The following is a 23,638-nucleotide window of genomic DNA, read 5'->3' as shown; positions in this document are numbered from 1 at the left end:
GCGCACGCGGGCATTGGACGATCAGCGAAAACCGCCGCTGGCGGCCAAGCGCTCGCCGGTCAGCCAGCGGGCATCGTCGGAAGCGAGGAAGACCGCGACGCCGGCGATATCGTCCGGCTGGCCGGTGCGGCCGAGCGGCGTCTGGGCCACCAAGGTCTGCTCGAAATCCGAGCCGATGACGCCGGCGGTGTGCGTACCTTCGGTCTCCACGATCCCGGGCAGGATGGCGTTGACCCGGATCTTGCGCGGTCCGAGTTCCTTGGCAAGCACGCTGTTGATGCCCTCCACGGCGCCCTTCGTGCCCGTGTAGACCGAAGAGGCCGGCGGCGCCAGGCTGGTGACCACCGACGAGATGTTGATGATGCTGCCGCCCTCGCCGAGATGCTTGGCCGCTGCCTGGGAGGTCAGCAGAACGCCGAGAACATTCACGTCGAAGATGCGCCGATACTGCTCCTCGGTCACCTCTTCGATCGGCGCGAATTCATAGACGCCGGAGTTGTTGACCAGCACGTCGAGCTTGCCGAACTGCTTGACCGCAGCATCGACCAGTCCCTGTGCCTGTTCGGCTTTCGAAACATCGCCCTGGACCGCGATGGCCTTGCCGCCGGCCGCGTGGATCGCCTCAACCACGGCGTCCGCTCCGGCCTTGCTCGAAGCGTAATTCACCACCACCTGTGCACCCTCTGCCGCAAAAGCCTTGGCAATCGCAGCGCCGATCCCTTTGGAGGCGCCGGTGACCACGGCAACCTTTCCCGTGAGCTTAGCCATATCGAATTCCTTTTGACTCGGACGGCCGTCGGGAGTGGCGGCCTTGTTCCGTAGTTCAGAAATTCGGAACTATTGATCTTGATGTCAAGTGCGGCTATATAAAATTTATGCGACCGCTCTTTCACCCAGCATTAGAGGACATCCGGCCCGAAGCGATTCTCTATGCGCTTGCCGATCCGGAGCGCGCCGCAATTTTCGCGCAGCTTGCCGGTGCTGCCTGCGGCAGGACGTGTTCTGCCCTCGCGGAGTTCGGGGAGCGCGTCATCCCGAAGTCGTCGCTGTCGAATCATTTCAAGGTATTGCGGGAGTCGGGGCTGATCGTCAGCGAGCGCCAGGGTGTGGAGATGCTCAATCAAACCCGCTGCGCGGAGCTCGACGAACGCTTCCCGGGCCTGATCAAGGCCATTCTGACCGCTTACGGCCAGTTTCCCGGGCAGTTGAAGGGGCGAACGCCCCCTCAATAGTCGGCATTGCCGCCCGGTCAGAGGACCGAGACGTTCTCAGCCTTGGACTTGCCGGTCTTGCGGTCCTGTCCGACCTCGAAGCTGACCTTATCGCCTTCGCGGAGCGAACCGCCGCGTTGCAGGGCAGAGACGTGAACAAACACATCCTGTCCGCCGCCCTCAGGCGTGATGAAGCCGAAGCCCTTGTCGTCGTTGAAGAATTTAACCGTACCCGTTGGCATAAGAGCCTCCTGTTTCGTTCGTCCGGATTGCGAAGCGGACGCTACAGCGCCAGCGCTCGACTATCAATGGCGAGCATGCAGATCACTGCTATCTGGGCTTCAATTGTGCCCATGATTGTGATCGAGAGAGAGCGTCAAAGGACGCAGGCGCTCTAAGCCTTGCCCAGATGCTTGGGCCAGAATTGCTGATGGACGTCGGCGGCTTCGTCTTCGAGGTTCGTCGGGCCAACCACGGTGACGGTGCGCGCGCCGGTTTGCAGCACCGCCCGGCTCGGCACGTTCAAGCCGATCCCGGCGATCTCGCCAAGCCGCGTTTCCGAGCAGGCAAACACCATGCGCCCGATGCCCGACCAGTAAATCGCCCCGGAGCACATCGCGCAGGGCTCCGTGCTGGTGTAGAGCGTGCAGTCCCCGAGAAACGCCGTGTCGTAGTGCTGTGCGGCCAGTTTAACCAGGTTCATCTCGGCATGGTTCGTCATATCGTGGCCGGTGAAAACGCTGTTTTCGGCGCGCAGGATGACTTCGCCGTCCTTCACCAGCACCGAGCCAAATGGTTCGTTGCCGCGTTCCATCGCGGATTTCGAGAGCGCGATCGCCTCGCGTAAATACGGCTCGTGGTTTTCCATCAGGGTCCCCCCGCTAGAGCGAGATGAGTTTGTCTTGAATCGGTGGGATTTCCAAGGGCTGCAAATCCGATTCAAGTCGGCGATCTCTAGCCACAACCGCCAACTCTCATCTCGTCGCTGCGGCGCTTATGCCGACATGTCCTCGTTCCAGCGGCGTTGCATCTCCTCGGGCGTGACCTGCTCGATGGTTTGCGACAACATCCAGCGATGACCGAAGGGATCAAGCACCTGCGCCACCCGCTCGCCAAAACTCTGGTCGTTCGCCGGGCGCAACATCGTCGCCCCGGCCGACAGCGCCTGCGCCAGTGCGGCGTCGGTCGACGCCGTGTCCATGTGGAAGGTTACCGGCGAGCCTCCGACGGTATCGGGAGACAGGGCGCCGAAGTCCGGATATTCGTCCGCCAACATCATCAGCGTCTCTCCGAAACGCAGCTCGGCATGGCCGATCCGCCCATCCGAGGGATCGGTCATGCGGAAGACTTCCGTGGCGCCGAAAGCCTCCTTGTAGAAGTCGATGGCCCGTGCCGCATCGTTGACGATGAAGTAGGCGCTCACTTTTCGGGCAAAACTCGGCATGGATGATCCTCCTTGACTGGTTTCTTTAATAACGTTACGTATCGTAATGATATGAGTCAAGACCGTAGTGCAACACCTAGGAAAAGAGGGCGGCCGCCAAGCGCAGCCGCGCAGAGGCGCGCCCTGGAGGCCGCCCATGAAATCCTGATGGCCGAAGGTTTCGGCCGCATGACGATCGAAGCGGTGGCGGCGCGGTCCGGTGTCGGCAAGCCGACGATCTATCGCTCCTGGGCCAACGCGCAGGAACTGGCGATGGCCGCTCTTCTGGTCAACCGGCTCCCGGAAACGGAGGTTGGCGGGGCCACGGCGCAGGCGGCTCTCGGCGCGCAGATGAGCGGACTGGTGACGGCCTTTGCGAGCACGCGCGGGCGGCAGATCACCATGGCGCTTGCGGCCGCCGACCCGGAAAGCGAATTCACCAAGGCCTTCCGCAATCGGGTGATCCTGTCGAGCCGCAACGCCGGTCGCGTCATCCTGGAGCAGGCTCTGGCTCGGGGAGAGATCGTGGCGCCGCCTGATATGGAGGCGCTGCTCGACATGATCTACGGACCGGTCTTCTTCCGGCTGCTGGTCGGCCATCGCCCGGTCTCGCCGGAGTTCGGCGATGCGATCGTCAAGACCGCGTTGCGGGCCGTTGCTCCGTCGGGCGCATGAATCCTCAGGTCGCCATCGGCGGCGCCGGCATCCCGCCGGCCCGCTGACCGCCGCTGCGCAGGCGGCCGGTCAAACGAGCTAGCCGCGATCGTCATCCGGCTCGCCGAGGTGGCGCTGGACCCACTTGATCTCTTCCGAGGCGGTGCGCCCGAAATGCCGTTTGAAGTCGCGGCTGAACTGCGCCGGGCTGGCGTAGCCGACCGAAGCCGCGACCTCGGCGATCGTTCTCGTCCGGCGCGCGATCATCAATCTTGCTTCGTGAAGCCGCATCGCTTTGACATATTGCATTGGGCTGTTGCCGGTCAGATCCTTGAAGTGGACATGGTAGGAGGGAACGCTCATGCCCACCTCTCTTGCCAGATCGGCGACGGCAATCTCCAGGCCATAGTTTTCCCGCAACCAGGCCAGGCTCCGGATGATCTTTCCGGATCTGCCTTTCTGCTGGAGGGCGGCGATCATCGCGCCGCCTTGCGGACCGACCAGGACCCGGTAGTGCAGTTCGCGCAGAAGGCCGGCGCCAAGCACGGCAATCTCAACGCTGCTGCGTAGCGCCGTCAGCAGGCGCAGCAGGACATCCTCGATATCGCCATCCATCCTGCTCGACACCAGGCTTCTCGGCTCGTCGCCCGGCAGTTCGGCATGCTGTTCCACCTGCAGCGCGATCTCGGCGGCCATCTGCATATCGAACTCGACATAGACCGCCAGCAATGGCCGCTCGGGACTGGCCGTCGACGTCATCCGAAACGGGACAGGCAGCGACACCGCCAGATAATGCTCCTCGTCATAGAGGAAGACTTCGCCTTCGAGCATGCCCTGCTTGCTGCCCTGCAAGACGAAAACCGCGCCGGGCTTATAGAGGACCGGGATGTCGTGGAGCACGGCTTCGGTGCGTAAGATGCGGACGGAATTGAGCGCGGTCTGATTGTATCCGTGACGCGGCGCGAGGCCTCCGGCCAACGCGACGATCTCTCGCCGCTTCGATCGGTCGCGATCGCCTGACATAGGATTTGGCAACATAATTAGAGAATCCGCAATCGAAGCACCGGGTTCTTCATACTATTTGTCAAATCCCACTCTCAATCAAGGAATGTTTGCCGATGTCACGAAAGACCTTTTTCATCACCGGATCGAATTCCGGCTTCGGGCTGGCCATCGCGTCTGCGGCAGTCCAGGCCGGCCACACGGTGATCGGCACCATGCGCTCGCAAGCCTCGCGCACAGCGCTCGCCAAAACCCTGCCTGGCCTGCGACCGGTCCTCTGCGACGTCACCGCGTTCGACCGTATCGATGATGTCGTACGGCAGGCGGAGGAGGAGCATGGGCCCGTCGACGTGCTGATCAACAATGCCGGCTACGGCCATGAGGGCGTGCTCGAGGAGTCGCCGATCGAAGAGATGCGGCGGCAGTTCGACGTGAACGTGTTCGGCGCCGTCGCCGTTGCCAAGGCATTTCTGCCACGGTTTCGCGTGCGACGCCGCGGGTTCATCGTCAACGTCACCTCGATGGGCGGCATGATCACCATGCCCGGCATCGCCTATTATTGCGGCAGCAAATTTGCGCTTCAAGGCTTATCGGAGGTGATGCGTGCGGAAATGGCTCCGTTCGGTGTCCATGTGACGACCCTTTGCCCTGGCTCCTTCCGGACGGATTGGGCCGGACGATCGATGGTGCGCACAGCGCGGTCCATCGCCGACTATGACGCCCTTTTCGATCCGATACGCCAGGCGCGACAGGCCGTCAGCGGCAAGCAACTCGGCGACCCCGCCAAACTGGCGGCGGCGGTGCTGGAGCTGGTCGAATCCGATAATCCGCCGCCGCAGCTTCTGCTCGGCAGCGACGCCCTCAGCCACGTGTCGGACAGGATCGCTCGCCTGCAGCAGGAGATCGAGGCGTGGAAATCCCTCACCGTCTCGACCGACGGCTGACGGCAGAGGCTTTGCTTTCCGCTTCAACGCGGGATCATCAGCCAGCTTCAGTGGATGATTTTCCCGGCCGCCTCCAGCTTCCGCCTGAGCGCCTGTTCCTGTTCGAATGTCTTGTGCGGGAAATGTTCCCAACACCACCAGCGCGTCGGCACGGCCGGGGATGGGCTGTGGCCCCAGCCTCCCCATTCCTTGCAGCGTGTGCCGTCGGCAAGCCGGTGCTCGCAATAATGCTCGACGATCTCATTGGCGCCGGGCGCGCTCGAATGGCCTTCAATGCTCATGGCTGCACCATCCTTGATTTCCCGCTCTTGATGCTCTCATAGATCATTTCCAGCCGCCTCGAGGCGACATAGGCGCTGTCCTCGTATCCGGCCGATGGCCAATCCAATCGATGGCTGCCGTCAGCCGCCACGATCCAGAACCAGCGATTATCGATCCCTCCGCCTGCCTGTGACCGGAATATCCTTCCGATCTGGGTATCGCCGTCAAAAGCGACGTAATCGTCGCCGGCTTTCTCCTTCCAGGCGTGCCGCCATTTGTACTTGATTTCTCGGCCACTGACATGTTCCCACGATTTCCATGTGATTTGTTCTGGCATGCGTCGTCCTGTCCTCTCGCGAGGTATCTCTTTGACCGCATCGTTGATGGATGGCTCCCGCCCGAGCAGGTGAATTCAGATCAGCGTCGGTTCCGGATCGGGGTCGATCGGATCGATGATGTCAGCCGTGTCATTCTTGGGCGAACCCACATTGCGGCCGATCGGCCACATGGTCATCAGCTCCGCCGGGAACGGTTTCATCAGGTCGTTCGGATCAGGCTCCGGCGATAGCCAGCGCTCGTAATCCTCGCGGTGCAGGACGACCGGCATGCGGTCATGGATCTGCGCCATCATCGCATTCGGCTCACAGGTCACGATCGCAAAGTTCCGGATCTCGATGCCGGCAGGATCTTTCCATATCTCCCAGATGCCGGCGAGCGCGAAGGGCGAGCCGTCGGCCATGGCGATCGCATAGGGCTGCTTGTTCTTGCCCGTGCCGAAGATATCCTTCCATTCGAAGAAACCGTTGATCGGCACCAGACATCGCCGCGATCTGTAAGCCGAGCGGAACAGGCCGTTGGTGGCAATGCCCTCGCAGCGCGCATTGATCGGCGGCGGCCGGCCACCCGGCTTCATCCATGCCGGCATCAGCCCCCAGCGCGCCGAGGCGAACACCGGCCCCATGACATCCGGCTCGCGGACCATGTCGCGAATGATGATCGGGTAATCCAGCGTCGGCGCGCCGTTATAGCGCGGAAATCGGTTCCCGAGCGCATCGATCGCGCCGCGCTCTGCGAAGGCGAAATTGCGCACCAGTTCCTCAAGCGATGTCTTGATGTAGACGCGGCCGCACATCCAGAACTCCATTCCGCATATTAGATGTTCTGATTATGTTCTGGGTGTTGGAGGCGAGTCAAGACCGGTCGCTACAACCGACGCCGCCAACGCTTTTCGCCCGTATCAAGGCGAAGTCCGTCAAGCTCCGACCAAGGGGGATGGCAGAAATTCCGCATTTGGCTTGACAGCCTTCCTACTGGAAGGTAGATCAAAGCCATGAGCAACCTTTTGACGACGTCCGACGAGATCCTGGCTTCCGCCCGCGCACTGATCATGACCGGAGGCTATAACGGCTTCAGCTATGCCGATATCGCTGCCGTCGTCGGGATTCGCAAGGCCAGCATCCATCACCATTTTCCGAGCAAAACCGACCTGGTGCGCACGCTTGTCGTGCGATATCGCGAAGATGCCGAAGCGGGTATCGCCGGCCTCGAGCAGCAGGTGCGGGATCCGCTGGCGCTTCTCCAGGCGTATGCCGGCCACTGGGCCCAGTGCATCGAGGACGCCAGCAGGCCTTTTTGCGTCTGCGCCCTGCTGGCGAGCGAACTGCCGGCCTTGCCGCCGGAGGTCGCGGCCGAGGTCAAGGCGTTTTTCCGCTTTGCTTCGACATGGCTGACCTCGGTGATGGAACGAGGCTTGAAGGACGGGAGCTTGAGACTGTCGAGCGAACCGCGCGTCGAGGCTGAGGCCTTCATGGCCTCCGTCCATGGCGCCATGCTGTCAGCCCGGGCTTATGGGGCTCCGGAGATCTTCGCCACCATTCTGGCGCCCACCTTGCAGCGCCTGTCTCCGACCGCCACTCGATAAGATCTCCGGCGACATAAGCCCGGAGCGACTCCTATGACCAGTGAAACTACCAACTAGTAGGACGACAAAATGACCAGAGCTATTCTCCCCGCCAATGATCAAACCACCATCGCATCTGGCGATCGGGAACAGTGGCTGACGCGCTACTATGTCTCGCGCGCAGCCTTTTCCGCAATCTGGGTGGCGGCGGCTTTGACGGTCGGGCGCCAGTCGCCTGCCCTCGCGGCGGGTTTGCTGATCCTCTATCCGGCCTGGGATGCCGCCGCCAACCTGGTCGACGCCGCCCGCAATGGCGGCCTGGCAAACAACCGCAGCCAGGCGGTCAACGTCATCGTCAGCGCGGTGACGACAGCTGCCGTGATCGTCGCGCTGACAATGAGCATGAACTGGGTTCTCGGCGTCTTTGGCCTGTGGGCCATCTTTTCCGGGCTGCTGCAGCTTACAACCGCCATCCGGCGCTGGAAGACCGATGGCGGCCAGTGGGCCATGGTCCTCAGCGGCGGTCAATCCGCGGTGGCGGGCGCCTTCTTCATCGCCCAGGCACGCATGCCGGAACCGCCGTCCATTGCCAATATCGCCGGATATGCCGGCCTCGGCGCCTTCTACTTCCTGGTTTCGGCCGTGTGGCGGAGCGTCACGCAGATGCGGCGGAAGCGGGCCTGAGCCGTCATGCCCGCGGCCGATGGCGGCGAGAGTCGATCCTCGGAACAGGACCGGGATAGACGGAGCGCGGGGTGAACGTCCGTGTCGTTCACACCTGCGCCCCGCCGCTATTCCAGAATGACGACGGCTTCGACCTCGAAGAGCATGGGGTCGATCGCCAGCTTGGGAACGGGGATCAGCGTCTGCGCCGGCAGGGTTTCGCCGAACATGTCCTTGACGTTCCTGGTCAACACCTCAAGCTTGGACATGTCGTGATCGACCACGAAAACCGTGAGCTTGGCGACCTGATCCGGCCTGGCGCCGAGCCCCTCGAGAGCGGTGCGCAGATTTGCGTAAGCCTGCTTCACCTGGACGGCGAAGTCGGGCGATAAGGCTCCCGTCCCGTCCTGGCCGCCCTGCCCGGAGATATAGGCGAGCCTGGCGTCGCGGGGCACGATCACCGCCGTGCTGTAGCCATTCGGCGTCGGGTCGTAGAGGTTTTTCGGATTGACGATCTCAAGCTTGAGATCCTTCGCATTGGCTGTCGTCGCTGTGGGAATTGCCATGGTCATGATGATGAACCCTCCGATAAGCAGATGATTGATTGCGCGTGACATGATTTTTCTTTCGGGATCTGGGGATTGCGAGGAACGACCCTCGCGGCCAGCAGGATTGAATGACTCGTACAATGTACGATTCAATGTCATCGTACGCTGTACGAGTCAATCGGTCAGGATCGACATTCCTGGCATTGTCGGTTTAGATCGGCGTTCTGATCACTAGGGAAAACGGATGGCAGCCAAACGCAGCGGCGCTGAGAGCAAACAGTCTCGACGGACGGTCGCCTCACCCCGGCAGGGGCCGGAGCCGCGCGGCGAAGCGCCCCTCTCGCTGGAACGGATCGTGGCGAGCGCGGTGGAACTGCTGGACAAAGAAGGCCTCGACGGCTTGAAGATGCGCCGGCTCGCCGATCGCCTCGGCGCGGGCGCGATGAGCCTCTATTGGCACGTCGGCAACAAGGAGGCGGTCTTCGATCTGGCGCTCGACGCGGTGCTCGAATATCGCCGGTCGCCTGAGATCGTCGCGCCCCAGGACTGGCGCGGGGAAATCATCCATATGCTCGAAGACTGGCGCGCCGGCATGCTGCGCCATCCCTGGTCGGCATCGCTGTTGCCGCGCCGGGCGCTCGGCCCGAACATCCTCAGCCGCCTGGAACTGCTGGGCAAGACCCTGTCCAAAGCCGGTGTCGCCGACGCGGATTTGAACGTCGCGATATGGTCGCTCTGGAACTATGTGATCGGCGCCACCATCACCCGGGCGAACTTCGAGCTCTCGGACGACGACAGGGCCGCCGCGCAGCAGCGCCTGACGGATCTCAGCCAACACTATCCGACAATCGAACGTTCCCGCCTGCTGCTCGACAATGATTGGGACGGCGCCTTCCGCAAAGGCCTCGATTTCCTGCTCGACGGCCTGGCTCCGAGACAATGAGCATTCGTCATCATCACCGCCGGATCCAGTCGGAGGAAGCGCGCAGGCACCCATCACCGGGTCATGTCGATTGCGGGCCTGCAACGGCAACTCTCGACGCCCTGCGGCGGTAAAGTCGAACTTCGTGCCGGCTTCGCTCAGCTTTGCCAGACCCCAAAGGCCGGCCTCGGGACCGTCCCCGGCACGGCCGTCACAATCAGCCACCGGGAAAGCGCCGGTTTGCAAACCGACATTTCTGCGGCCGCGTAGGAACCGATTGGCTTCCCAAGCGCTACACTAGCGGAGCCCCGCGAGGTTCACACTCCAATTTGACCGAGTGAGCGATGAAAAATGGCAAAGCCGTCGTCCTGGTCGTCGAAGACAGCATGATCATTCGGATGGGTGCCGTCGATCTGGTGCTCTCTGCGGGATACGAAGCGCTGGAGGCGTGTGATGCGGACGAGGCAATTCGCATCCTCGAGTCGCGAGACGATGTCGATCTGGTCTTCACCGATGTTCAGATGCCCGGCACGATGGATGGCATCAAGCTATCTCATTACATCAGGGATCGGTGGCCGCCCGTCAGGTTGATTGTTGCATCCGGCGAAGCCATCCTCGAAGAGAGCAGTCTCCCCACCGGCAGCCGGTTTTTCTCCAAACCCTACGACAACCACGTGATTACCGACGCAATGGCCCATCTGCTGTCGATCGGGAATGATGAGTGGATAAATTAAGTGTTTCCTCCCCCGCAAGCCAGCGTTCGGATGCCGGCTGAATGCAAGGAGCAGCGCTGCGGCGGTTGAGCTTGCTCGGCCTGCGGGCTCAGACTTTCCACAAAGAGGCCCGGACTGGTGCCTCGGCCGGTGACGACAGCAGATTTGCCGGCGAGGACTCCCGGCAACAGCCACACGGCCAGCAAAATCGCAACGAGTTTACGGATGGGACGCTTCACCCTAGTTCTTGATGACATTGATGTTGACGGTAACGTCCTTGATGGTTCCCTCCCCGTAGGACACTCTCACCTTATACATGTCACGTCCAAAATATCCGCTCTTTGAAGTATAGTATTCCGACACGCCGAGAGACTTCCTGGAGTTGCATTTATCGCGAATGCCGTCTCTATAATTGGGAAAAATATTCTCTTTGACGAAATCAACCGAGCCATGCGCCGGGGCTTGCACCAATTTTATCTTGGCAATCGTCGCAACGGTGCAGTTTGCATTCAAATTGTAGGACTGGCCCATTTTTGTCCGCTCCCCACTCAGAGCTCGGCTATGATCCTCAGACATAGCGATACCGTTCTTGATGGTAACGCATCCAGACAGACCTAAAATTATGGAAAGCACAGAAATCGAAATAAGATTTTCTTTGAAAAATCGCACACCCAGCATTTCGTTTTTCATCTCATAGTTTTATTAATATCGCCATTCACCTTATTCAATCAGCAGCTTATTGCAATGGTACGGGCTTACACCGCGCCCGCTCCATGGTCTCCTCGCCACCGAGAAAGACTGCCCCCGGCGACGTCGGAAACAGCCCTCTCGCAAAGCCCTACGGACAGCGCCTATGTTCGACTTTGATCCGCTCTATTCGACGCCTCAGGTCGAGGCTGTCGAACAGTTCATCAGCAAGCACTATCCGCTTGCCGGGCCGATTTCCTGCCGATTGCTTCAACGCGGCTTGAACGATGTGTATCTCGTCGTCGGCGGCAACGGCGAGCATTATGTCTTCCGGCTTTCCCACCGCCGCGCGCGCGGTCCAGCCGACGTCAAGACCGAAACGGCATTTCTGGCGCACCTTTTGCAATCGGGCGTTCCGGTCGCAGCGTCCATTCCGACACGCGAGGGCGCAATGTTCGTTCAGGGATACGCGCCAGAGGGTGCCCGCCAAGGCGTGCTCTTCCGGGCGATCGACGGCCGCAAACCGTCTGCAATGGATGCCGGCGATGCCTCGGCCAACGGCAGGACGCTTGCCCTGATGCACAATGCCGCCGAGACATTTTCGCCGGATGAAGCGCTCTATCGGCTTGACCTCGAACACTTGCTGCATCGCCCACTCGCCCGAATACGCGATAGCGGCATCGTGGAAGACGCCGAGGTCCGCAGCGATCTTGAGAACATCGCCGCGCGAACCGCAAAGGCAATCGAAGCCTTCGCCGATCTGACCTGGACTCATTGCCATGGGGATTGCCACGGCTTCAATGCGCGTATCAACGATGCCGGTGAAGCCATATTTTTCGACTTTGACGACGGCGGTCGGGGATACCTCGCTTACGACCTGTCGGTCTTCCTGTGGGCGCAAGTATCCTTTGGCCGGAAATCGACCGCCATGTGGGACGTATTCCTCGAAGGCTATCGAGCCGTCCGGCCGATCACTCCGGATGACTTCGAAGCCGCCCTTCGCTTTGTGATCGTCCGCCACATCTGGCTGATGGGCGAATATGCAAGCCGGGCGCAGGAATGGGGAAGCGAGACTGTCGGCTGGATTGCGCGGGAAGCGCATTTCCTCAGGACGTGGGAGACCGAGCAATTTGTCGATCGTCTCTTCTGAATTCAGTCACGGCTGGTCGCTACGACGCAATTCGCGGCGCGCGCTATGACACGGAACTGCCGCGCCTCAAGCCGCGCGTGAGCGCGACCCGAGAGCGTGATGAAGGCGGCCGGGCGGGCCGCCTCGGCTTCATCAGGCCGTACGTCTGACCATTCTGGCAACAGCGATCAGGATGCAGGCTCCGATGAAGCCCGCGATCAGATAACCCAGCCAGCCGCCCAGGACGACGCCGAAGAGCGACAGGATAAAGTTGGCGACGATGGCGCCGACAATACCGAGAATGATGTTCATGAGCACGCCCATGTTGCTCTTCATCAGCAATTCGGCGAGCCAGCCGGCAATGCCGCCGATGATGATTGCGGCGATCCAGCCGATACCTGCATTTTCCATAGCAATTCCCCATTGTGAAATACGCCGGCTATCGCGTCTCGCAGGTCGAGCTAAACCGATTGCCAAGCGACAAGACTATAACCTTCGGCGGCGCCAGTTGGTTCCATAAGCCCCCGCCCCCAGCGGTCATGTGCGCCTCGCGATCTGATCCGTCATTTGTCGGCCGCGGGCCAATCGTTGGAAGGTTCCTCTATCACCTCGTCGTCCACGGGATCGAGGTCGCGCTCAAGGGCTGCGCGCAGATTGCCGATCTCCTTGATGATCGCATCGAAGACGTCCTGCTGCCTGGCCCCGGCCTCAACGCAGTCGTCGACGAGATGCGCCAGCTTGGCGCGAAGCCCGACTTTCCAGTTATTTTTGCTCATGACCTTCTCCTCCTCTGTCCGACAGTTCCCACCGCCGTTGATAGCCGGGCGGCGGCTTCCGCCTGGCGTTTCGTTGCACATCGCCGCTGTTCCTGACATCGATCGGCGGCGTCGACGATCGTCATTCATCCCGCTTTCTTGCGGACGCTTCGGCCCGTGGCGCGGCTTGTCGCCGTCGTCCAGAGAAAGGCGGGAAACCATTGGCGCCCGGTGCGCCTGTAGCCGCTCCTCCCCCATCACCTTACCAATCGGTAAGTTGTGGCCAAGCCGTGCTCTCGGCTAAATCTCGCCATCCAGGCATGCCGGGGATCGGGCTGATGCGAATCCTGCTTATCGAGGACGATACGAAGACGTCCGATTATATCGCCAAGGGCTTCTCCGAGGCAGGGCATGTCTGTGACGTGTTCGACGACGGCCGCGACGGGCTGTTTCAGGCGCAGCGCGAGGCCTATGACGTTATCGTCGTCGATCGCATGCTTCCGGGCCTCGACGGGTTGGCGATCGTGCGTTCACTTAGGGCTGCCAAGGTCGGCACACCGGCGCTGTTCCTGACGTCGATCGGCGGCGTCGACGATCGGGTCGAGGGGCTGGAGGCGGGCGGCGACGATTATCTGGTCAAACCCTTCGCCTTCTCCGAGCTTCTGGCGCGCGTCAATGCACTTGGCCGCCGCCCGCCGGTGCAGGAGCAGAGGACGGTGCTGAAGGTTGCCGATCTCGAGCTCGATCTGATCCGCCGGGAGGCCCGCCGCGCCGGGCAGATGATCGAGCTGCAGCCGCGCGAATTCACCCTGCTCGAGGTGCTGATGCGCGGCGAAGGCCGGGTCATCACCAAGACGATGCTGCTGGAACGGGTCTGGGATTTCCACTTCGATCCGAAGACCAGCGTCGTCGAAACCCATATCAGCCGGCTGAGAGCCAAGGTCGACAAGCCATTCGAGGCCCAGCTTCTGCACACCGTCCGCAACACCGGATACAGCCTGCATGCGCCTCGAACAGGATGATTTCAGGCCCATCGGCGTGAAAATCTCAAATCCTGTTCGCAATCTAAAGAGCAAGAGCATGATGTCGTCCGAAAACCGCGCACACTTTTCGGCATCATGCTCCAGCCTGCGCAGGAGCACGCCGTTCCGGCTTGCTGTCACCTTCGGCGTGCTCTTCGTCGTCGCCTTCATCTTGAGCGGCGCGATCATCTATCACATGCTGCGCCTCGGCCTTGCGCGCGATCTCGAACAGTCGCTCGGCGAGATGAATTCGCTGATCGTCTCGACCTACGAGCCCAATGACACCGAAGACCTGGTCAACACGCTGAACAATTATGCGAGCTTCCAATCGACCTCCGACGGGCTCTATTCGCTGACCGATGCAGGCGGGCGCAAACTTGCCGGCAATTTCGCCGCACCCCGCATCCCGAACGGCGTCTATACCGTCACCTCCAGGGATGTCGGGCTGAAGGGGCATGAACGCTATCGGATGCAGGTGTCGACCATCGGCCCCTACAGCCTGGTGGTGGCGGAAAACTTCAACGATGTCGACGAGATGCTGCGGATCGTGCTGGTGAGCTTCGAATGGGCGGCCGCGATCGTCGTGGCGACCGCGATCGGCGGCGGCGTCTTTCTTGCCGTCCGCGCCCAGGCGCGGCTGGACAGGGTCGCCCTCACGATGAACGACGTCTCCCACGGCGCGCTCGACGCCCGCATTGCCATCAGCGGCAACGGCGACGATCTCGATATGGTGGCGCTCCAGATCAACGCGGCGCTGGAGCGGCTGCAGAGACTGGTCGAGAGCATGCGGCAGGTGAGCGCCGATATCGCCCACGACCTGAAGACGCCGCTCAACAGGCTGCGCCTGACGCTGGATGCCGCGGTGGCTGGAAATGACCGGCAGGCGGATGTTTCGGCTCTGCTGGACGAAGCGAGACACGAGAGCGACCGGATCAACGCCACCTTCGAGGCGCTGCTGCGCATTTCCCAGATCGAGGCCGGCGCCCGCAAGGAGCGTTTCCAGGCGACCGACATCGATGCCGTGCTGGCCGTGATTTCCGAAGTCTATGTCGATGTCGCGGAAGATGCGCGCCAGTCCTTGACGATCGCGGAGCGCTGTCCCGCGCTCATTCGGGGCGACCGCGATCTGTTGATGCAGATGATCGCCAACCTGGTGGAAAACGCGATCAACCACTGCCCGGCAGGAACCGACATCACGGTTTCGCTCCGCCGCCAGGGCGGCCACGCCGTCCTCTCGGTCGCCGACAGCGGCCCCGGCATTCCCGCCGGCGAAAGGGACAAGGTCTTCCGGCGTCTCTACCGGCTAGACAAGAGCCGCACGACACCGGGAAGCGGCCTCGGACTCAGCCTCGTCAAGGCCATCGCCGAGCTGCATTCGGCTGATATCACCATGGCGGACAATCATCCCGGCCTCATCGTTTCGGTCAGCTTCCCGCTGATGCCGGGGGAGCGGTTCTAACCGCTCATCCCCGGGGTAGCGGTTCTAGCCGCTCATCCCCGGGGGAGCGGTTCTAGCCGCTCACCCTCCAAGCCGCGAGACGGCGCAAGCGGCGCGCAAACCGGCGCACCTCAGCGGCCGTGCGATAGGGCAGGACGCTCCATGGCCGGCGGCGGCCAAGCCGGTATGCCGAAAGCCCTGCCTGTATCTGGGAACAGGGATCCGCCCTTTGGCTCACCGGCGCCGGCTCAACGAAGCAGGCGCTCAGCCCCTCATCGAACTCCAGATCGAAGGCGAGATCATAGGGCAGGCACATGGGCAGAAGCGCGCCAGCAATCCACCCGGCCGCGTTGCGATTGATCAGATAGGCGCCGGACCCCTTCTCGCGGGTCAGTGCGATGGCAAGCGAGCGCGACGCGGTCAGCGGCTCCACCTTGTGCTTTTTCCCGGAGCTGACGGTGGACAGACGCAGGATGTCCCAGCGCGCCTGGTGCTCGAGGGCGGCATCGAGCAGCTCGGCCAGATCGTCATCGAAATCGAGATCGTCTTCCAGAATGAGCGCGAACTCGGCATTGCTGGCGAGGAAGCGCCTGGCGCATTCGACATGGCTGAGATAGCAGCCGATCTCGAAAGGGTTCGGCCGGCGGCCGTGCCGGCTGAGATAGGCCGCTTCGTCGAAGCCCGGATGCGGCAGGCTTAGGCCCGCGCCATCGACCGCGGCCACGCGCTCGAAGGCAAGGCCGACGCTTGCCAGCAGGCGCTCCATTCGAAATCTGCGCAATGGCGCACGGTCGAGATTGATCAGGTAGGTGTTGACCCGCAGGCTGACCGGATGAATGGCCGGCATAAGGGCGGCAGGTGCGGCGCGCATATTCATGAGAGAGCTACCTCGACTTGGCAATGACGGCGCCAAGCTGCGCTCCAATCCTCACGGGGACCTCGCCCCAGCTATACATTTTCGTAAAGTGGCCGGCAGAGTGCCCAGGCCTGCATTCTTACGGATTGGTATAGTCCCGGCAAAGGACGCGTAAGAATGCCGCGCTACCAGCTCTCTTGCGACACGCAGCGGGCCCTTCCCTTCCCCCGATCAGAATGCAACCAACGCGCCTTCGATGACGATAGCGACCCACTGCGTGCCGCACCGGATGATCCTTGGCTTGAGCACGCCGCTCAGCGCCCTCACCCACCACAGACGGAGACCAACGATGAAACCACGTGCCAGATTGCTGCCCCTGCTTGCCGGAGCTGCCATTCTCGCCTGTTCGGCCGGAACAAGCTTTGCCGCCACCGTGATCAATGTCACGGAAGATGGAGAGGGCGGCGGGGCGATGTCGCTGAAGCTCGACCCGCCAACGGTGAAAGCCGGCCCCGCGACCTTCGCAGTCCACAACGACGCGATGACCGAGCAGCATGAAATGGTCGTCGTTCGCCTGAAATCCCCGGACCTGCCCATCCCGGTCAACGCCACCAAGAATCGCATCGATGAATCGAAGCTGAAAAGCCTGGGCGAGGTTTCCGATCTGAAACCAGGCGCCAGCGGCAAGCTGAACGCCAGGCTGACGCCGGGGACCTACCTGCTCTTCTGCAACATGAAGGGCCACTACGAAGCCGGGATGCAAGCCAGGCTGACGGTTACGCCGTAGGGCGTGCGACTGCCCGCTCGGCGGCGAACAGCTCTCGCCGCCGAGCAGCGAACCGCAGGAAAGGCCAGCGCCGGACGATGAAGGAACCGCTCCCGCCTCATTCGCCGGCATAGCGATTCCCTCTTGGCGCGGCCCGTCCGATTTGCAGGCCTCTGATGGCGGGCGGCCTGCCGCAGACATGACAAAACGCGCTTTTTGCGCTACTACTTGACGCCGGAAATGATTGTCAGCCAGGGGGAGCGCCATGACCTCGTATGACTCTGACAAGGCCGCCAAACTTCATCGCGAATTGCATAGCCACCTTCCGCCGGCACCGGCGTTGCGTCTGAAGGCCCTGGAAACGGTTCTGACCGAAAAGGGCTTTCTCGGTGCCGATGCTGTCGACATGTGGCTCGACAACTATTCAGAGAATGTCGGGCCGATGAACGGCGCCAAGGTGATTGCACATGCCTGGACGGATCAAGCCTTCGCCGATCGGCTGGCGGGGAATGCGATCTCTGCTTTTGCAGAGGTGGTGCCAAGCGTCGAGCCGGACTACAATCTGCGCGCAGTCTTCAACACGCCGGATGTTCACAACCTGATCGTCTGCACCCTGTGCTCTTGCTATCCGCTCGGCATCCTCGGCATGTCGCCTTCCTGGTATAAATCGACCGAGTACAGGGCGCGTGCCGTCCGCAATCCTCGTGGCGTCCTGCAGGAGTTCGGCATCGTGTTGCCGGAATCCGTAGAAATCAGGGTATGGGATTCAACATCCGATCGTCGTTACATGGTCATTCCGCAGCGGCCCGACGGGACAGAAGGCTGGTCGGAAGAGCAGCTTGCCACGCTCGTCACCCGCAACTCGATGATCGGCACGGCCAGGGATCTCGCACCGAGGGCCAGTTGATGGATACTATCCACGATCTCGGCGGCAGACAGGGATTTGGGCCGGTTTTACACCAGTTCGATGATGACCAGCGCATGTTTCCTGAAGAATGGAAAGCACGTGTCTGGGCGATTGCGATGATGTCGATGTCGAAACTCAGCCAGGAAGAAACCGGATGGACGCTCGACTGGTATCGCCACGTTCTGGAACGGTTGCCGCCCGACCTCTATCTCCGCTTCGACTATTTCGAAAAGTGGATGCTGGCAATGATGGTCACGGCGATCGATGAAGGCATTGCAGATGTCCAGGAATTCGTGGACGGGCATGCAAGGTCTGCGACGATGCAGTTGCGCCATATGCCGCCGCAGGCAGAGAGCGCGAAAACCATTGATTCCTTCAAACCCGGCGACAAGGTCCTCGCCAAGCGAGACAGCGGTTCGATGCACACCCGTTTGCCATCCTACGTGCGAGGGCGCCGCGGTATCGTCGAAAGCGTGACAGGGCCGCAGCCTCTGCCGGATCTTTCCGCGACCGGCAGAATTTCCATCGAGCAGACCTACGCGGTTCGCTTCGATATGAAGGAGCTTTGGCCCGAAGCGGCTGACAGCCGCGACGTGCTGCTGATCGACATGTGGGAGAGCTACCTTGACCCGGCCTGAGATTTCCCGTGCTTCTCTTCGATCTCGCGACCGAAATCCCGCCTTCCAGGAGCAATGGCATGCGCAAGTCGTCGCGATTGTCGAACTGCTGCTCGCTTCGGGAAAACTGGACCCGGAGGACTGGTCGCAAACCCTGGGCGCGGAGCTCGAAAAGCGCGCACGCGCTGGCGAGACCGACGACGATGCGACCTATTACGGGGCGTTCAAGGCGGCCCTCGAACTTGTTCTCGATCGTACCGGAATAGCGTCTTATTCGGAAGTGGATCGGCGCGAGAGCGCATGGCGTCAAGCCTATCTCAACACGCCTCATGGCAGGCCGGTGGCGCTCCCAGGCTAATGCACCGAGGCCGAGACCTGAGTTCAAACTTTGCCGACGCAGCGAACTCTGACTATACAGCTCGATCGGGCAAACTCCTGCCCCTCAGGCATCCTCGAACAGTCTCTGAAAAGGGGAAAATCTTGGCCGAGAATGATTATGATGCGTTCGCGGCGGCTTATGACGCCGATAACGAGGTCAATGCCTGGAATGCCTATTACGAGCGGCCGGCTATTCTTGCCCTGGTTGGCGACGTCGCCGGGCTTTCCGTGCTCGATGCCGGATGCGGCGGCGGGGCGCATGCGGCAGCGCTGATCGAACGCGGGGCTGTTGTGACCGGGATCGACGCAAGTGCCGGCATGCTTGATATCGCGCAACGTCGCCTGGAAGGGCGCGCGCGCCTGCTGACCGCTGATCTCAACGAGCCCTTGCCATTCGGGGACAAGGCTTTCGACCTGATCCTTGCCTCGCTCGTCCTGCATTATCTGCCCGACTGGTCGAGGCCCCTTTCGGAATTCAACCGGCTGCTCGCGGCAGGCGGTCGCCTGGTTTTTTCCACGCACCATCCCTTCATGGATCACGCCTCGACCGGCCGCGACAATTATTTCGAGACCTACAGCTTCGATGAGACCTGGCAGCGCGGCGGAAGGGAGATCGCCATGCGCTTCTGGCATCGGCCGCTGCACGCCATGTTCGAGGCGCTGAAGTCGGCCGGATTTCAGATCGACATCGTCAGCGAGCCCCAGCCCGACCCGCAAGCCCGCACGCTTTTTCCGCAGGCCTATCAGAGCCTGACGACCAAGCCGCGGTTCCTGTTCTTCTCGGTGGTGAAAGCGTGACGACGGGTGCTGGTACCGGGGTCTGTTGACTCTCTCGGGCGTGGTGTTCCGAGGTCGCGGAGCTGTTCCTGCCTTTGAAATAGCACCGCCGGACGGCGGCTTGCTTATCGAAGGATAAGGCTGCTTTACCGCCCTTTGCTGCCGTTCGAGGTCGATCCGAGGAATGTGCTATGTGTTAGGATGCGGCCCGAAGGCGGAATGCGACAGGCGCACTGCGAGGGGCGGTGTGATCGCACCCGAATTTGCGCGACCGAGAGCCGACGTTCAAAGGGGAGACGAGGACGATGCCGACACCACAGCAACCCAGTCTGATAGTTCGACAGAAATCCCCACCGAACATCGAGTTTCCGTTTGCGTCGCTCTCCGATTGGCTGATCCCGACCGAGCAGTTCTTCGTGCGAAACCATTTTGCGTCGCCGGACCTCGATGCGCGAGACTGGAGATTGCGCGTCGGCGGGGCGGTGGAGCGGCCGATCGAACTTGACCTCGACAGCATCAAGGCGATGCGGAGCACGACTTTATCAGCCGTCGTCGAGTGTGCAGGGAACGGGCGCGTCTACTATGAGCCGCCGAAGGAGGGGTTGCAGTGGCAGAACGGAGCCGTCGGCAATGCCGCGTGGACAGGTGTTCTTCTACGCGAGATTTTGGAAATGGCGGGCGTTAAGCCAACCGCATGTGAGGTTCTGCTCGCAGGCGCCGACAGCGGCGTCGTCGACACGAACAAGAAAACGGCTTCTCCCGGTCCCATCGCTTTTGCGCGCAGTTTACCGCTTGAGAAGGCCATCGCTGACAGCACGATCCTTGCCTATTCGATGAACGAGGCGCCGTTGACGCGCGATCACGGCTACCCGCTGCGCGCGGTCGTGGGTGGCTGGTTCGGCATGGCTTGGGTCAAGTGGATCACGGATATCACGGTTGTGGAGCAACCGTTCCTTGGCTACTGGCAGGCGCGCGACTATTTCCGCTGGGAGCGCAACCTCGGGGAACCCAGGCTGGTTCCCCTTGCGGAGATGGAGGTCAAAGCGCAGATCGCGCGTCCCGTCCACGGGGCGCAGCTCATCGCCGGCCAGCCGTACCGGATTTTCGGAGCCGCCTGGAGCGGAGAGGCTCCTATCCGGCAGGTGCAGGTCTGCACCGGAGATGGCAGGGGCTGGCGCGAGGGAAGGCTCCTCGAAACAGAACGTCCCTTTGCATGGCGCTTGTGGGAGTACATGTGGACCCCTGAAGAAGTGGGGCGATATACACTGCGATGTCGCGCTGTCGATGGGGCGGGGAGCGTGCAGCCCGAGCTCCAGCGTTCCGACTGCGAGAGCTACGCGGCCAATTGGATCATTCCGGTGGAGGTTACGGTCGTTCCCGAGCCACAGACGTACCAGGAGGAATTCGTGATCTGATCACCCGCTGGGGCGGAATGGCGGCTTTTGGCGCTTTGTTGCCGTGAGGTTTCGACGGCAAACCCCGATGGCAGGGCTGCTTCTGTGCTTCATCTTCGAAAGCGGACGAGATCTTCCAATTCACTGTCACCCATTGACGTGAACCGGTTTCACCCCAATACGGTCAGGCCAGCCAGACGACAACAGGAGTGTAATAGTGAGCGAACCGACCGTAGCCGATGCAACAAACCGCATTTATGAGTCGCTCCAGGCTGATAACGCCGACATCGACGCGCATATCGCCACTCTCAAGGCGGCGTTGACGCGGGCGGGTTTAAAAGAGGCCGTATTCGACCCGGCCAGGCTCGTGCAGAATAACCGGTCCGGCAGGAAGCGAATGCAGGCCTACTTTCGCCAGCGCGGTGTCATGGTGACATTCTCAGCCTCGTGAAGCCTTCCCATCAAGGCAGACGGCTGTAATCACCTCAGTGAGCCGAGCAGCGTGACGTCGGGGCATTTGCGACACTGCGGGGCCGAGCAATTCCGGCGTCAACCGCCCCTCGCCCCGCCGTAAGCCCCCTGCTCGCCCACAAGAGCGGCAGCGGCATCCGGCTGAGGTCTTCGGCTCGATCGGCCGGTTCTGGCGAAAACACACGCCCCACCCTCCGTCATCCCAGGCCTTGAGCCTGGGATCCATGGCCGTGGCTGATGGAGGCAGGGGTGGATCCTCGGGTCAAGCCCGAGGAGGACGGAGGGTGGGGTGAGCTCTGCGGCAAATACAGTGATGGCGGATGGGATGTGGGCGAATATCGCGTCCGTCGCCCCGTCATCATCACCCACCCCTCGCCCCCCGCAACGCCGTCAACCCCCGCCGCAGCCACAGCAATTGCTGCGGCGGCATCTGGCGCAAATGATCGTAGTCCATCACCGTCACATTATAGACCGTGCTCCTGACCTGCGGTCCATCAGGGCAGCGCAGCAGGATGCCCTGCAGCGCCATCATGCGGTTGCTGGCCTTGCGGGCGCGGTCGGCGAGGGTGTCGGTCACCTCGCCTTCGTGGCCCTTGACGGCAAAGAGCGATTGCGCCCGCGGGCTCGGGGCCGGGATGCCTGTGGTCTTGTGGTAGCGGGCGATTGCCTCGGCATAGTCGTCGCCGGCCTGGCGCTGTTCGGCGGTGATCAGGCCATCGAGGAAGATGCGGCCGAGGGTATAGCCGGCAAAGGGGCTCTTGACCGTCTCGTCGGCCACCGTCCTGTCAAAGCCGTGGATGCGGCGGCGGGCCGATATCGCCACGCTGATATTCTCCTTCTCGGTTTCGAAGGGCTTGATCTTGCCGCAGGGAAAACGCTCGACATTCTCCTTGCGCGGCCGGCCGGCGCCCTTGTTGACCCGTCCTGTCTTCACCTTGGTGGCTTTGCCGCCCATGCTGATCGTCCTTCTATCGAATGATGCCGTTTCTGAGTGCCGCGGCGACCAGCGCCGTATCCTTGAAGACGCCGAGCCGCGCCTTGGCGTTTGATATGTGCGTATTCACGGTGATGTGGGAGATGCCGAGAATGGTGCCGATCTCGGCTGCCGTCTTGCCCGCCGCCATCCAGCGGATGATTTCGGTTTCGCGTGGGGTGACCTTGCTCATGGCTCTGCATAGCCATCGATGCAGGGCACGCGCGGCATCGTCACATGGGCGCCTGATATGGTCACCCGCGTCACGCGGTCGGGGTGGCGGATCGGCTGGACGGGCGGGCCCGCCTTCGGCTGCGGATGCCAGGCGTCCTGCCTCGAGGGAAACCTGTCGCGGTTGCGGGATGCCATGTTGATGACGGTGTTCTTCTTCGAGCCGAACATGACGGCGATTTCTCTGGCCGACAGCCCTTCCTTCCAGAGCTTTTCCGCCTTGACGATCTTGTCTTCCGTCCAGAATGTGATGGTCATCTCAATGCCTCCTCGTGTCGTGCGGCCCTTGCAATGATCGGGTTGTCGGGGAACATCCTGGCGAGCTCCCGCTTGGCGTTGCGGCTGCCATTGGCGGCGTCGCGCAGCAGCTGCATCTTGTAGGCGGCGACCTTCGGCTGCGGCCTCTCCGGCTCGGCCTCCATGCGCGGACGGCTCTCCGCCTCGATCGCCGCCTGCTGATTGCGGCATTGCTCGGCGAAACTGGCGCAGCTCGGGGCGAAGGCGCGGTTATGATCCCGGACCTTTCCGCAAATGAAGAGTTTGGCGGCCTGCCAGACCGCCTCGAGCGGAATGCCCTCGATCGCGACGAGATAGGCGCGGATCTGCATGTCGGGATCAGTGCCGGCGGATGCCGGGAAACCCGAAAGCATCCCAGCTATGATCTTCACCGGAGAGGAAATCTCTTGCGGCATCCACTGTCGTCCTTCTCGTACTGCTGTTGATCGACCCGGCTTCCCTCGCCTTCTCCTTGAGGTACCAGTCGCATTTGATCGCCTGCCAGCCGCGGAAGATCTGCATCTCGGCGGCGGCGACCGGGTCGCCGGTCGCCAGATATTCCCGCGCCTGCATCCTCGCCGCATAAGCCGTCAGCGGCTTCTTCAGCGTGCGTTTGCGATGCTCGATGATCGCCGCTGCCAGTTCCTCCCCCAGCACCGGGCTGAGGATGTCCATGATCTCCTGGTTCATTGTTTCCTTCGCCATGCGATGTCCTTTCCC

35 protein-coding genes and 1 pseudogene are annotated in these 23,638 nt (G+C 61.8%); 18 read left to right on the top strand and 18 right to left on the bottom strand.

Annotated features, from left to right (window positions below; genetic code table 11):
* Positions 1-21 precede the first annotated feature (21 nt).
* Positions 22-768 carry a glucose 1-dehydrogenase gene (locus tag FHT79_RS24560; RefSeq protein WP_047614089.1) on the bottom strand — a complete coding sequence of 249 codons (747 nt, stop codon included), beginning with the start codon at positions 766-768 and terminating at the stop codon, positions 22-24.
* A gap of 107 nt (positions 769-875) precedes the next feature.
* Between FHT79_RS24560 and FHT79_RS24555 the strand changes: the two genes are divergently transcribed.
* Positions 876-1,232, top strand: a complete 357-nt coding sequence (locus FHT79_RS24555; RefSeq protein WP_047614087.1) for a helix-turn-helix domain-containing protein — start codon at positions 876-878, stop codon at positions 1,230-1,232.
* Between the two features lie 17 nt (positions 1,233-1,249).
* On the opposite strand, the gene FHT79_RS24550 is transcribed toward FHT79_RS24555, so the two are convergent.
* From FHT79_RS24550 to FHT79_RS24540, 3 genes are all read right to left on the bottom strand, one after another.
* Positions 1,250-1,453, bottom strand: a complete 204-nt coding sequence (locus tag FHT79_RS24550) for a cold-shock protein (protein ID WP_047614086.1) — start codon at positions 1,451-1,453, stop codon at positions 1,250-1,252.
* A gap of 152 nt (positions 1,454-1,605) precedes the next feature.
* Positions 1,606-2,079: a nucleoside deaminase gene (locus FHT79_RS24545; RefSeq protein WP_097595198.1), complete on the bottom strand. Its 474-nt coding sequence runs from the start codon at positions 2,077-2,079 to the stop codon at positions 1,606-1,608.
* 126 nt (positions 2,080-2,205) lie between these two features.
* Positions 2,206-2,655, bottom strand: a complete 450-nt coding sequence (locus tag FHT79_RS24540; RefSeq protein WP_183904309.1) for a VOC family protein — start codon at positions 2,653-2,655, stop codon at positions 2,206-2,208.
* Positions 2,656-2,706: 51 nt separating this feature from the next.
* Between FHT79_RS24540 and FHT79_RS24535 the strand changes: the two genes are divergently transcribed.
* Entirely contained in the window at positions 2,707-3,309 is a 603-nt protein-coding gene (locus FHT79_RS24535; RefSeq protein WP_183904308.1) for a TetR/AcrR family transcriptional regulator, read from the top strand.
* A gap of 78 nt (positions 3,310-3,387) precedes the next feature.
* Here the strand turns inward: FHT79_RS24535 and FHT79_RS24530 are convergent, their stop codons facing one another.
* Complete coding sequence (locus FHT79_RS24530; protein ID WP_183904307.1) at positions 3,388-4,326, bottom strand: AraC family transcriptional regulator; 939 nt, start codon at positions 4,324-4,326, stop codon at positions 3,388-3,390.
* Between the two features lie 80 nt (positions 4,327-4,406).
* On the opposite strand from FHT79_RS24530, the gene FHT79_RS24525 reads away from it, so the two are divergent.
* Positions 4,407-5,234 (top strand): oxidoreductase, encoded by an 828-nt coding sequence (locus FHT79_RS24525; RefSeq protein WP_183904306.1) that lies wholly within the window; start codon positions 4,407-4,409, stop codon positions 5,232-5,234.
* A 47-nt stretch (positions 5,235-5,281) separates the two neighbouring features.
* On the opposite strand, the gene FHT79_RS24520 is transcribed toward FHT79_RS24525, so the two are convergent.
* The 3 genes from FHT79_RS24520 to FHT79_RS24510 all read right to left on the bottom strand — a co-directional run bounded on the left by FHT79_RS24520 (position 5,282) and on the right by FHT79_RS24510 (position 6,627).
* On the bottom strand, positions 5,282-5,515 hold the full coding sequence (locus FHT79_RS24520; RefSeq protein ID WP_063476550.1) for a hypothetical protein: 234 nt from the start codon (positions 5,513-5,515) through the stop codon (positions 5,282-5,284).
* The gene (locus FHT79_RS24515) at positions 5,512-5,832 is read right to left on the bottom strand and encodes a hypothetical protein (RefSeq protein ID WP_047614077.1); all 321 of its coding nucleotides are present in this window, start codon (positions 5,830-5,832) and stop codon (positions 5,512-5,514) included. Before FHT79_RS24515 ends, FHT79_RS24520 begins: the two co-directional genes overlap by 4 nt.
* Positions 5,833-5,907: 75 nt before the next feature.
* Positions 5,908-6,627, bottom strand: coding sequence for an SOS response-associated peptidase (locus tag FHT79_RS24510; RefSeq protein WP_047614460.1), 720 nt, complete (start codon positions 6,625-6,627; stop codon positions 5,908-5,910).
* A gap of 198 nt (positions 6,628-6,825) precedes the next feature.
* On the opposite strand from FHT79_RS24510, the gene FHT79_RS24505 reads away from it, so the two are divergent.
* The gene (locus FHT79_RS24505) at positions 6,826-7,416 is read left to right on the top strand and encodes a TetR/AcrR family transcriptional regulator (protein ID WP_047614076.1); all 591 of its coding nucleotides are present in this window, start codon (positions 6,826-6,828) and stop codon (positions 7,414-7,416) included.
* A 69-nt stretch (positions 7,417-7,485) separates the two neighbouring features.
* On the top strand, positions 7,486-8,079 hold the full coding sequence (locus FHT79_RS24500; RefSeq protein ID WP_063476548.1) for a DUF308 domain-containing protein: 594 nt from the start codon (positions 7,486-7,488) through the stop codon (positions 8,077-8,079).
* A 107-nt stretch (positions 8,080-8,186) separates the two neighbouring features.
* Here FHT79_RS24500 and FHT79_RS24495 read toward each other — a convergent pair whose 3' ends face one another.
* Entirely contained in the window at positions 8,187-8,675 is a 489-nt protein-coding gene (locus FHT79_RS24495; protein WP_063476547.1) for a RidA family protein, read from the bottom strand.
* A 175-nt stretch (positions 8,676-8,850) separates the two neighbouring features.
* Here FHT79_RS24495 and FHT79_RS24490 point away from each other — a divergent pair, with 175 nt between their 5' ends.
* The 3 genes and pseudogenes from FHT79_RS24490 (at position 8,851) to FHT79_RS24485 (ending at position 10,262) form a co-directional block, all read left to right on the top strand.
* On the top strand, positions 8,851-9,549 hold the full coding sequence (locus FHT79_RS24490) for a TetR/AcrR family transcriptional regulator C-terminal domain-containing protein (RefSeq protein WP_183904305.1): 699 nt from the start codon (positions 8,851-8,853) through the stop codon (positions 9,547-9,549).
* A gap of 17 nt (positions 9,550-9,566) precedes the next feature.
* Positions 9,567-9,798: pseudogene (locus FHT79_RS32235) on the top strand (histidine kinase); the annotation flags it as partial.
* 74 nt (positions 9,799-9,872) lie between these two features.
* Positions 9,873-10,262, top strand: coding sequence for a response regulator (locus FHT79_RS24485; protein ID WP_097542785.1), 390 nt, complete (start codon positions 9,873-9,875; stop codon positions 10,260-10,262).
* Between the two features lie 219 nt (positions 10,263-10,481).
* Here FHT79_RS24485 and FHT79_RS24480 read toward each other — a convergent pair whose 3' ends face one another.
* Positions 10,482-10,919 (bottom strand): hypothetical protein, encoded by a 438-nt coding sequence (locus tag FHT79_RS24480; protein ID WP_244604800.1) that lies wholly within the window; start codon positions 10,917-10,919, stop codon positions 10,482-10,484.
* 175 nt (positions 10,920-11,094) lie between these two features.
* Between FHT79_RS24480 and FHT79_RS24475 the strand changes: the two genes are divergently transcribed.
* Complete coding sequence (locus FHT79_RS24475; protein WP_183904304.1) at positions 11,095-12,078, top strand: phosphotransferase; 984 nt, start codon at positions 11,095-11,097, stop codon at positions 12,076-12,078.
* Between the two features lie 132 nt (positions 12,079-12,210).
* Here FHT79_RS24475 and FHT79_RS24470 read toward each other — a convergent pair whose 3' ends face one another.
* Together FHT79_RS24470 and FHT79_RS24465 are read right to left on the bottom strand one after the other, a co-directional pair.
* Entirely contained in the window at positions 12,211-12,468 is a 258-nt protein-coding gene (locus FHT79_RS24470; protein WP_183904303.1) for a GlsB/YeaQ/YmgE family stress response membrane protein, read from the bottom strand.
* A 152-nt stretch (positions 12,469-12,620) separates the two neighbouring features.
* Positions 12,621-12,833 carry a hypothetical protein gene (locus FHT79_RS24465; protein WP_183904302.1) on the bottom strand — a complete coding sequence of 71 codons (213 nt, stop codon included), beginning with the start codon at positions 12,831-12,833 and terminating at the stop codon, positions 12,621-12,623.
* Positions 12,834-13,150: 317 nt separating this feature from the next.
* On the opposite strand from FHT79_RS24465, the gene FHT79_RS24460 reads away from it, so the two are divergent.
* Positions 13,151-13,834: a winged helix-turn-helix domain-containing protein gene (locus FHT79_RS24460; RefSeq protein WP_097542920.1), complete on the top strand. Its 684-nt coding sequence runs from the start codon at positions 13,151-13,153 to the stop codon at positions 13,832-13,834.
* A gap of 58 nt (positions 13,835-13,892) precedes the next feature.
* The gene (locus FHT79_RS24455) at positions 13,893-15,293 is read left to right on the top strand and encodes a HAMP domain-containing sensor histidine kinase (RefSeq protein ID WP_183904301.1); all 1,401 of its coding nucleotides are present in this window, start codon (positions 13,893-13,895) and stop codon (positions 15,291-15,293) included.
* Between the two features lie 52 nt (positions 15,294-15,345).
* Here the strand turns inward: FHT79_RS24455 and FHT79_RS24450 are convergent, their stop codons facing one another.
* Entirely contained in the window at positions 15,346-16,149 is an 804-nt protein-coding gene (locus FHT79_RS24450) for a glycosyltransferase family 25 protein (RefSeq protein WP_097542787.1), read from the bottom strand.
* Between the two features lie 328 nt (positions 16,150-16,477).
* Here FHT79_RS24450 and FHT79_RS24445 point away from each other — a divergent pair, with 328 nt between their 5' ends.
* From FHT79_RS24445 to FHT79_RS24415, 7 genes are all read left to right on the top strand, one after another.
* A complete protein-coding gene (locus FHT79_RS24445; protein ID WP_047614059.1) occupies positions 16,478-16,915 on the top strand; it encodes a copper resistance protein in 438 nt (145 codons plus the stop codon).
* A gap of 244 nt (positions 16,916-17,159) precedes the next feature.
* Positions 17,160-17,801: a nitrile hydratase subunit alpha gene (nthA, locus tag FHT79_RS24440; RefSeq protein ID WP_097542788.1), complete on the top strand. Its 642-nt coding sequence runs from the start codon at positions 17,160-17,162 to the stop codon at positions 17,799-17,801.
* The gene (gene nthB / locus FHT79_RS24435) at positions 17,801-18,439 is read left to right on the top strand and encodes a nitrile hydratase subunit beta (protein ID WP_047614055.1); all 639 of its coding nucleotides are present in this window, start codon (positions 17,801-17,803) and stop codon (positions 18,437-18,439) included. The genes nthA and nthB overlap by 1 nt, the downstream gene beginning before the upstream one ends.
* Positions 18,426-18,776, top strand: a complete 351-nt coding sequence (locus FHT79_RS24430) for a hypothetical protein (protein ID WP_183904300.1) — start codon at positions 18,426-18,428, stop codon at positions 18,774-18,776. Before nthB ends, FHT79_RS24430 begins: the two co-directional genes overlap by 14 nt.
* A 122-nt stretch (positions 18,777-18,898) precedes the next feature.
* Positions 18,899-19,594: a class I SAM-dependent methyltransferase gene (locus tag FHT79_RS24425; RefSeq protein ID WP_132574062.1), complete on the top strand. Its 696-nt coding sequence runs from the start codon at positions 18,899-18,901 to the stop codon at positions 19,592-19,594.
* 284 nt (positions 19,595-19,878) lie between these two features.
* Entirely contained in the window at positions 19,879-20,988 is a 1,110-nt protein-coding gene (locus FHT79_RS24420; RefSeq protein WP_132574064.1) for a sulfite oxidase, read from the top strand.
* Between the two features lie 193 nt (positions 20,989-21,181).
* Complete coding sequence (locus FHT79_RS24415; RefSeq protein ID WP_168333928.1) at positions 21,182-21,418, top strand: hypothetical protein; 237 nt, start codon at positions 21,182-21,184, stop codon at positions 21,416-21,418.
* A gap of 381 nt (positions 21,419-21,799) precedes the next feature.
* On the opposite strand, the gene FHT79_RS24410 is transcribed toward FHT79_RS24415, so the two are convergent.
* Genes FHT79_RS24410 through FHT79_RS24390 form a run of 5 tightly spaced genes read right to left on the bottom strand, consistent with a single transcriptional unit; the run spans position 21,800 to position 23,623 of the window.
* A complete protein-coding gene (locus FHT79_RS24410) occupies positions 21,800-22,393 on the bottom strand; it encodes a hypothetical protein (protein WP_097542793.1) in 594 nt (197 codons plus the stop codon).
* Positions 22,394-22,406: 13 nt separating this feature from the next.
* Positions 22,407-22,604, bottom strand: a complete 198-nt coding sequence (locus tag FHT79_RS24405; RefSeq protein WP_063476536.1) for a helix-turn-helix domain-containing protein — start codon at positions 22,602-22,604, stop codon at positions 22,407-22,409.
* Positions 22,601-22,900 carry a GcrA cell cycle regulator gene (locus tag FHT79_RS24400; RefSeq protein WP_097623287.1) on the bottom strand — a complete coding sequence of 100 codons (300 nt, stop codon included), beginning with the start codon at positions 22,898-22,900 and terminating at the stop codon, positions 22,601-22,603. The genes FHT79_RS24405 and FHT79_RS24400 overlap by 4 nt, the downstream gene beginning before the upstream one ends.
* Positions 22,897-23,292 carry a hypothetical protein gene (locus FHT79_RS24395; protein ID WP_183844695.1) on the bottom strand — a complete coding sequence of 132 codons (396 nt, stop codon included), beginning with the start codon at positions 23,290-23,292 and terminating at the stop codon, positions 22,897-22,899. Before FHT79_RS24395 ends, FHT79_RS24400 begins: the two co-directional genes overlap by 4 nt.
* Complete coding sequence (locus FHT79_RS24390) at positions 23,258-23,623, bottom strand: hypothetical protein (RefSeq protein WP_183904299.1); 366 nt, start codon at positions 23,621-23,623, stop codon at positions 23,258-23,260. Before FHT79_RS24390 ends, FHT79_RS24395 begins: the two co-directional genes overlap by 35 nt.
* Positions 23,624-23,638: the final 15 nt, after the last annotated feature.

It is taken from the genome of Rhizobium sp. BK212, from assembly GCF_014197475.1.
Taxonomy (GTDB): domain Bacteria; phylum Pseudomonadota; class Alphaproteobacteria; order Rhizobiales; family Rhizobiaceae; genus Rhizobium; species Rhizobium anhuiense.
Note: the sequence above shows the minus strand (reverse complement) of the source record. Positions and strands in the feature narration are given on the sequence as shown.

Coding starts and splice junctions, on each gene's coding strand:
- FHT79_RS24475 (WP_183904304.1), top strand. CDS start 11,095: ATGTTCGACTTTGATCCGCTCTATTCGACGCCTCAGGTCGAGGCTGTC.
- FHT79_RS24525 (WP_183904306.1), top strand. CDS start 4,407: ATGTCACGAAAGACCTTTTTCATCACCGGATCGAATTCCGGCTTCGGG.
- FHT79_RS24400 (WP_097623287.1), bottom strand. CDS start 22,900: ATGACCATCACATTCTGGACGGAAGACAAGATCGTCAAGGCGGAAAAG.
- FHT79_RS24420 (WP_132574064.1), top strand. CDS start 19,879: ATGCCGACACCACAGCAACCCAGTCTGATAGTTCGACAGAAATCCCCA.
- FHT79_RS24390 (WP_183904299.1), bottom strand. CDS start 23,623: ATGGCGAAGGAAACAATGAACCAGGAGATCATGGACATCCTCAGCCCG.
- nthB (WP_047614055.1), top strand. CDS start 17,801: ATGGATACTATCCACGATCTCGGCGGCAGACAGGGATTTGGGCCGGTT.
- FHT79_RS24465 (WP_183904302.1), bottom strand. CDS start 12,833: ATGAGCAAAAATAACTGGAAAGTCGGGCTTCGCGCCAAGCTGGCGCAT.
- FHT79_RS24515 (WP_047614077.1), bottom strand. CDS start 5,832: ATGCCAGAACAAATCACATGGAAATCGTGGGAACATGTCAGTGGCCGA.
- nthA (WP_097542788.1), top strand. CDS start 17,160: ATGACCTCGTATGACTCTGACAAGGCCGCCAAACTTCATCGCGAATTG.
- FHT79_RS24510 (WP_047614460.1), bottom strand. CDS start 6,627: ATGTGCGGCCGCGTCTACATCAAGACATCGCTTGAGGAACTGGTGCGC.
- FHT79_RS24500 (WP_063476548.1), top strand. CDS start 7,486: ATGACCAGAGCTATTCTCCCCGCCAATGATCAAACCACCATCGCATCT.
- FHT79_RS24485 (WP_097542785.1), top strand. CDS start 9,873: ATGAAAAATGGCAAAGCCGTCGTCCTGGTCGTCGAAGACAGCATGATC.
- FHT79_RS24470 (WP_183904303.1), bottom strand. CDS start 12,468: ATGGAAAATGCAGGTATCGGCTGGATCGCCGCAATCATCATCGGCGGC.
- FHT79_RS24410 (WP_097542793.1), bottom strand. CDS start 22,393: ATGGGCGGCAAAGCCACCAAGGTGAAGACAGGACGGGTCAACAAGGGC.
- FHT79_RS24495 (WP_063476547.1), bottom strand. CDS start 8,675: ATGTCACGCGCAATCAATCATCTGCTTATCGGAGGGTTCATCATCATG.
- FHT79_RS24395 (WP_183844695.1), bottom strand. CDS start 23,292: ATGCTTTCGGGTTTCCCGGCATCCGCCGGCACTGATCCCGACATGCAG.
- FHT79_RS24545 (WP_097595198.1), bottom strand. CDS start 2,079: ATGGAAAACCACGAGCCGTATTTACGCGAGGCGATCGCGCTCTCGAAA.
- FHT79_RS24505 (WP_047614076.1), top strand. CDS start 6,826: ATGAGCAACCTTTTGACGACGTCCGACGAGATCCTGGCTTCCGCCCGC.
- FHT79_RS24550 (WP_047614086.1), bottom strand. CDS start 1,453: ATGCCAACGGGTACGGTTAAATTCTTCAACGACGACAAGGGCTTCGGC.
- FHT79_RS24450 (WP_097542787.1), bottom strand. CDS start 16,149: ATGAATATGCGCGCCGCACCTGCCGCCCTTATGCCGGCCATTCATCCG.
- FHT79_RS24560 (WP_047614089.1), bottom strand. CDS start 768: ATGGCTAAGCTCACGGGAAAGGTTGCCGTGGTCACCGGCGCCTCCAAA.
- FHT79_RS24405 (WP_063476536.1), bottom strand. CDS start 22,604: ATGAGCAAGGTCACCCCACGCGAAACCGAAATCATCCGCTGGATGGCG.
- FHT79_RS24555 (WP_047614087.1), top strand. CDS start 876: ATGCGACCGCTCTTTCACCCAGCATTAGAGGACATCCGGCCCGAAGCG.
- FHT79_RS24480 (WP_244604800.1), bottom strand. CDS start 10,919: ATGCTGGGTGTGCGATTTTTCAAAGAAAATCTTATTTCGATTTCTGTG.
- FHT79_RS24460 (WP_097542920.1), top strand. CDS start 13,151: ATGCGAATCCTGCTTATCGAGGACGATACGAAGACGTCCGATTATATC.
- FHT79_RS24520 (WP_063476550.1), bottom strand. CDS start 5,515: ATGAGCATTGAAGGCCATTCGAGCGCGCCCGGCGCCAATGAGATCGTC.
- FHT79_RS24540 (WP_183904309.1), bottom strand. CDS start 2,655: ATGCCGAGTTTTGCCCGAAAAGTGAGCGCCTACTTCATCGTCAACGAT.
- FHT79_RS24445 (WP_047614059.1), top strand. CDS start 16,478: ATGAAACCACGTGCCAGATTGCTGCCCCTGCTTGCCGGAGCTGCCATT.
- FHT79_RS24535 (WP_183904308.1), top strand. CDS start 2,707: ATGAGTCAAGACCGTAGTGCAACACCTAGGAAAAGAGGGCGGCCGCCA.
- FHT79_RS24455 (WP_183904301.1), top strand. CDS start 13,893: ATGATGTCGTCCGAAAACCGCGCACACTTTTCGGCATCATGCTCCAGC.
- FHT79_RS24530 (WP_183904307.1), bottom strand. CDS start 4,326: ATGTTGCCAAATCCTATGTCAGGCGATCGCGACCGATCGAAGCGGCGA.
- FHT79_RS24490 (WP_183904305.1), top strand. CDS start 8,851: ATGGCAGCCAAACGCAGCGGCGCTGAGAGCAAACAGTCTCGACGGACG.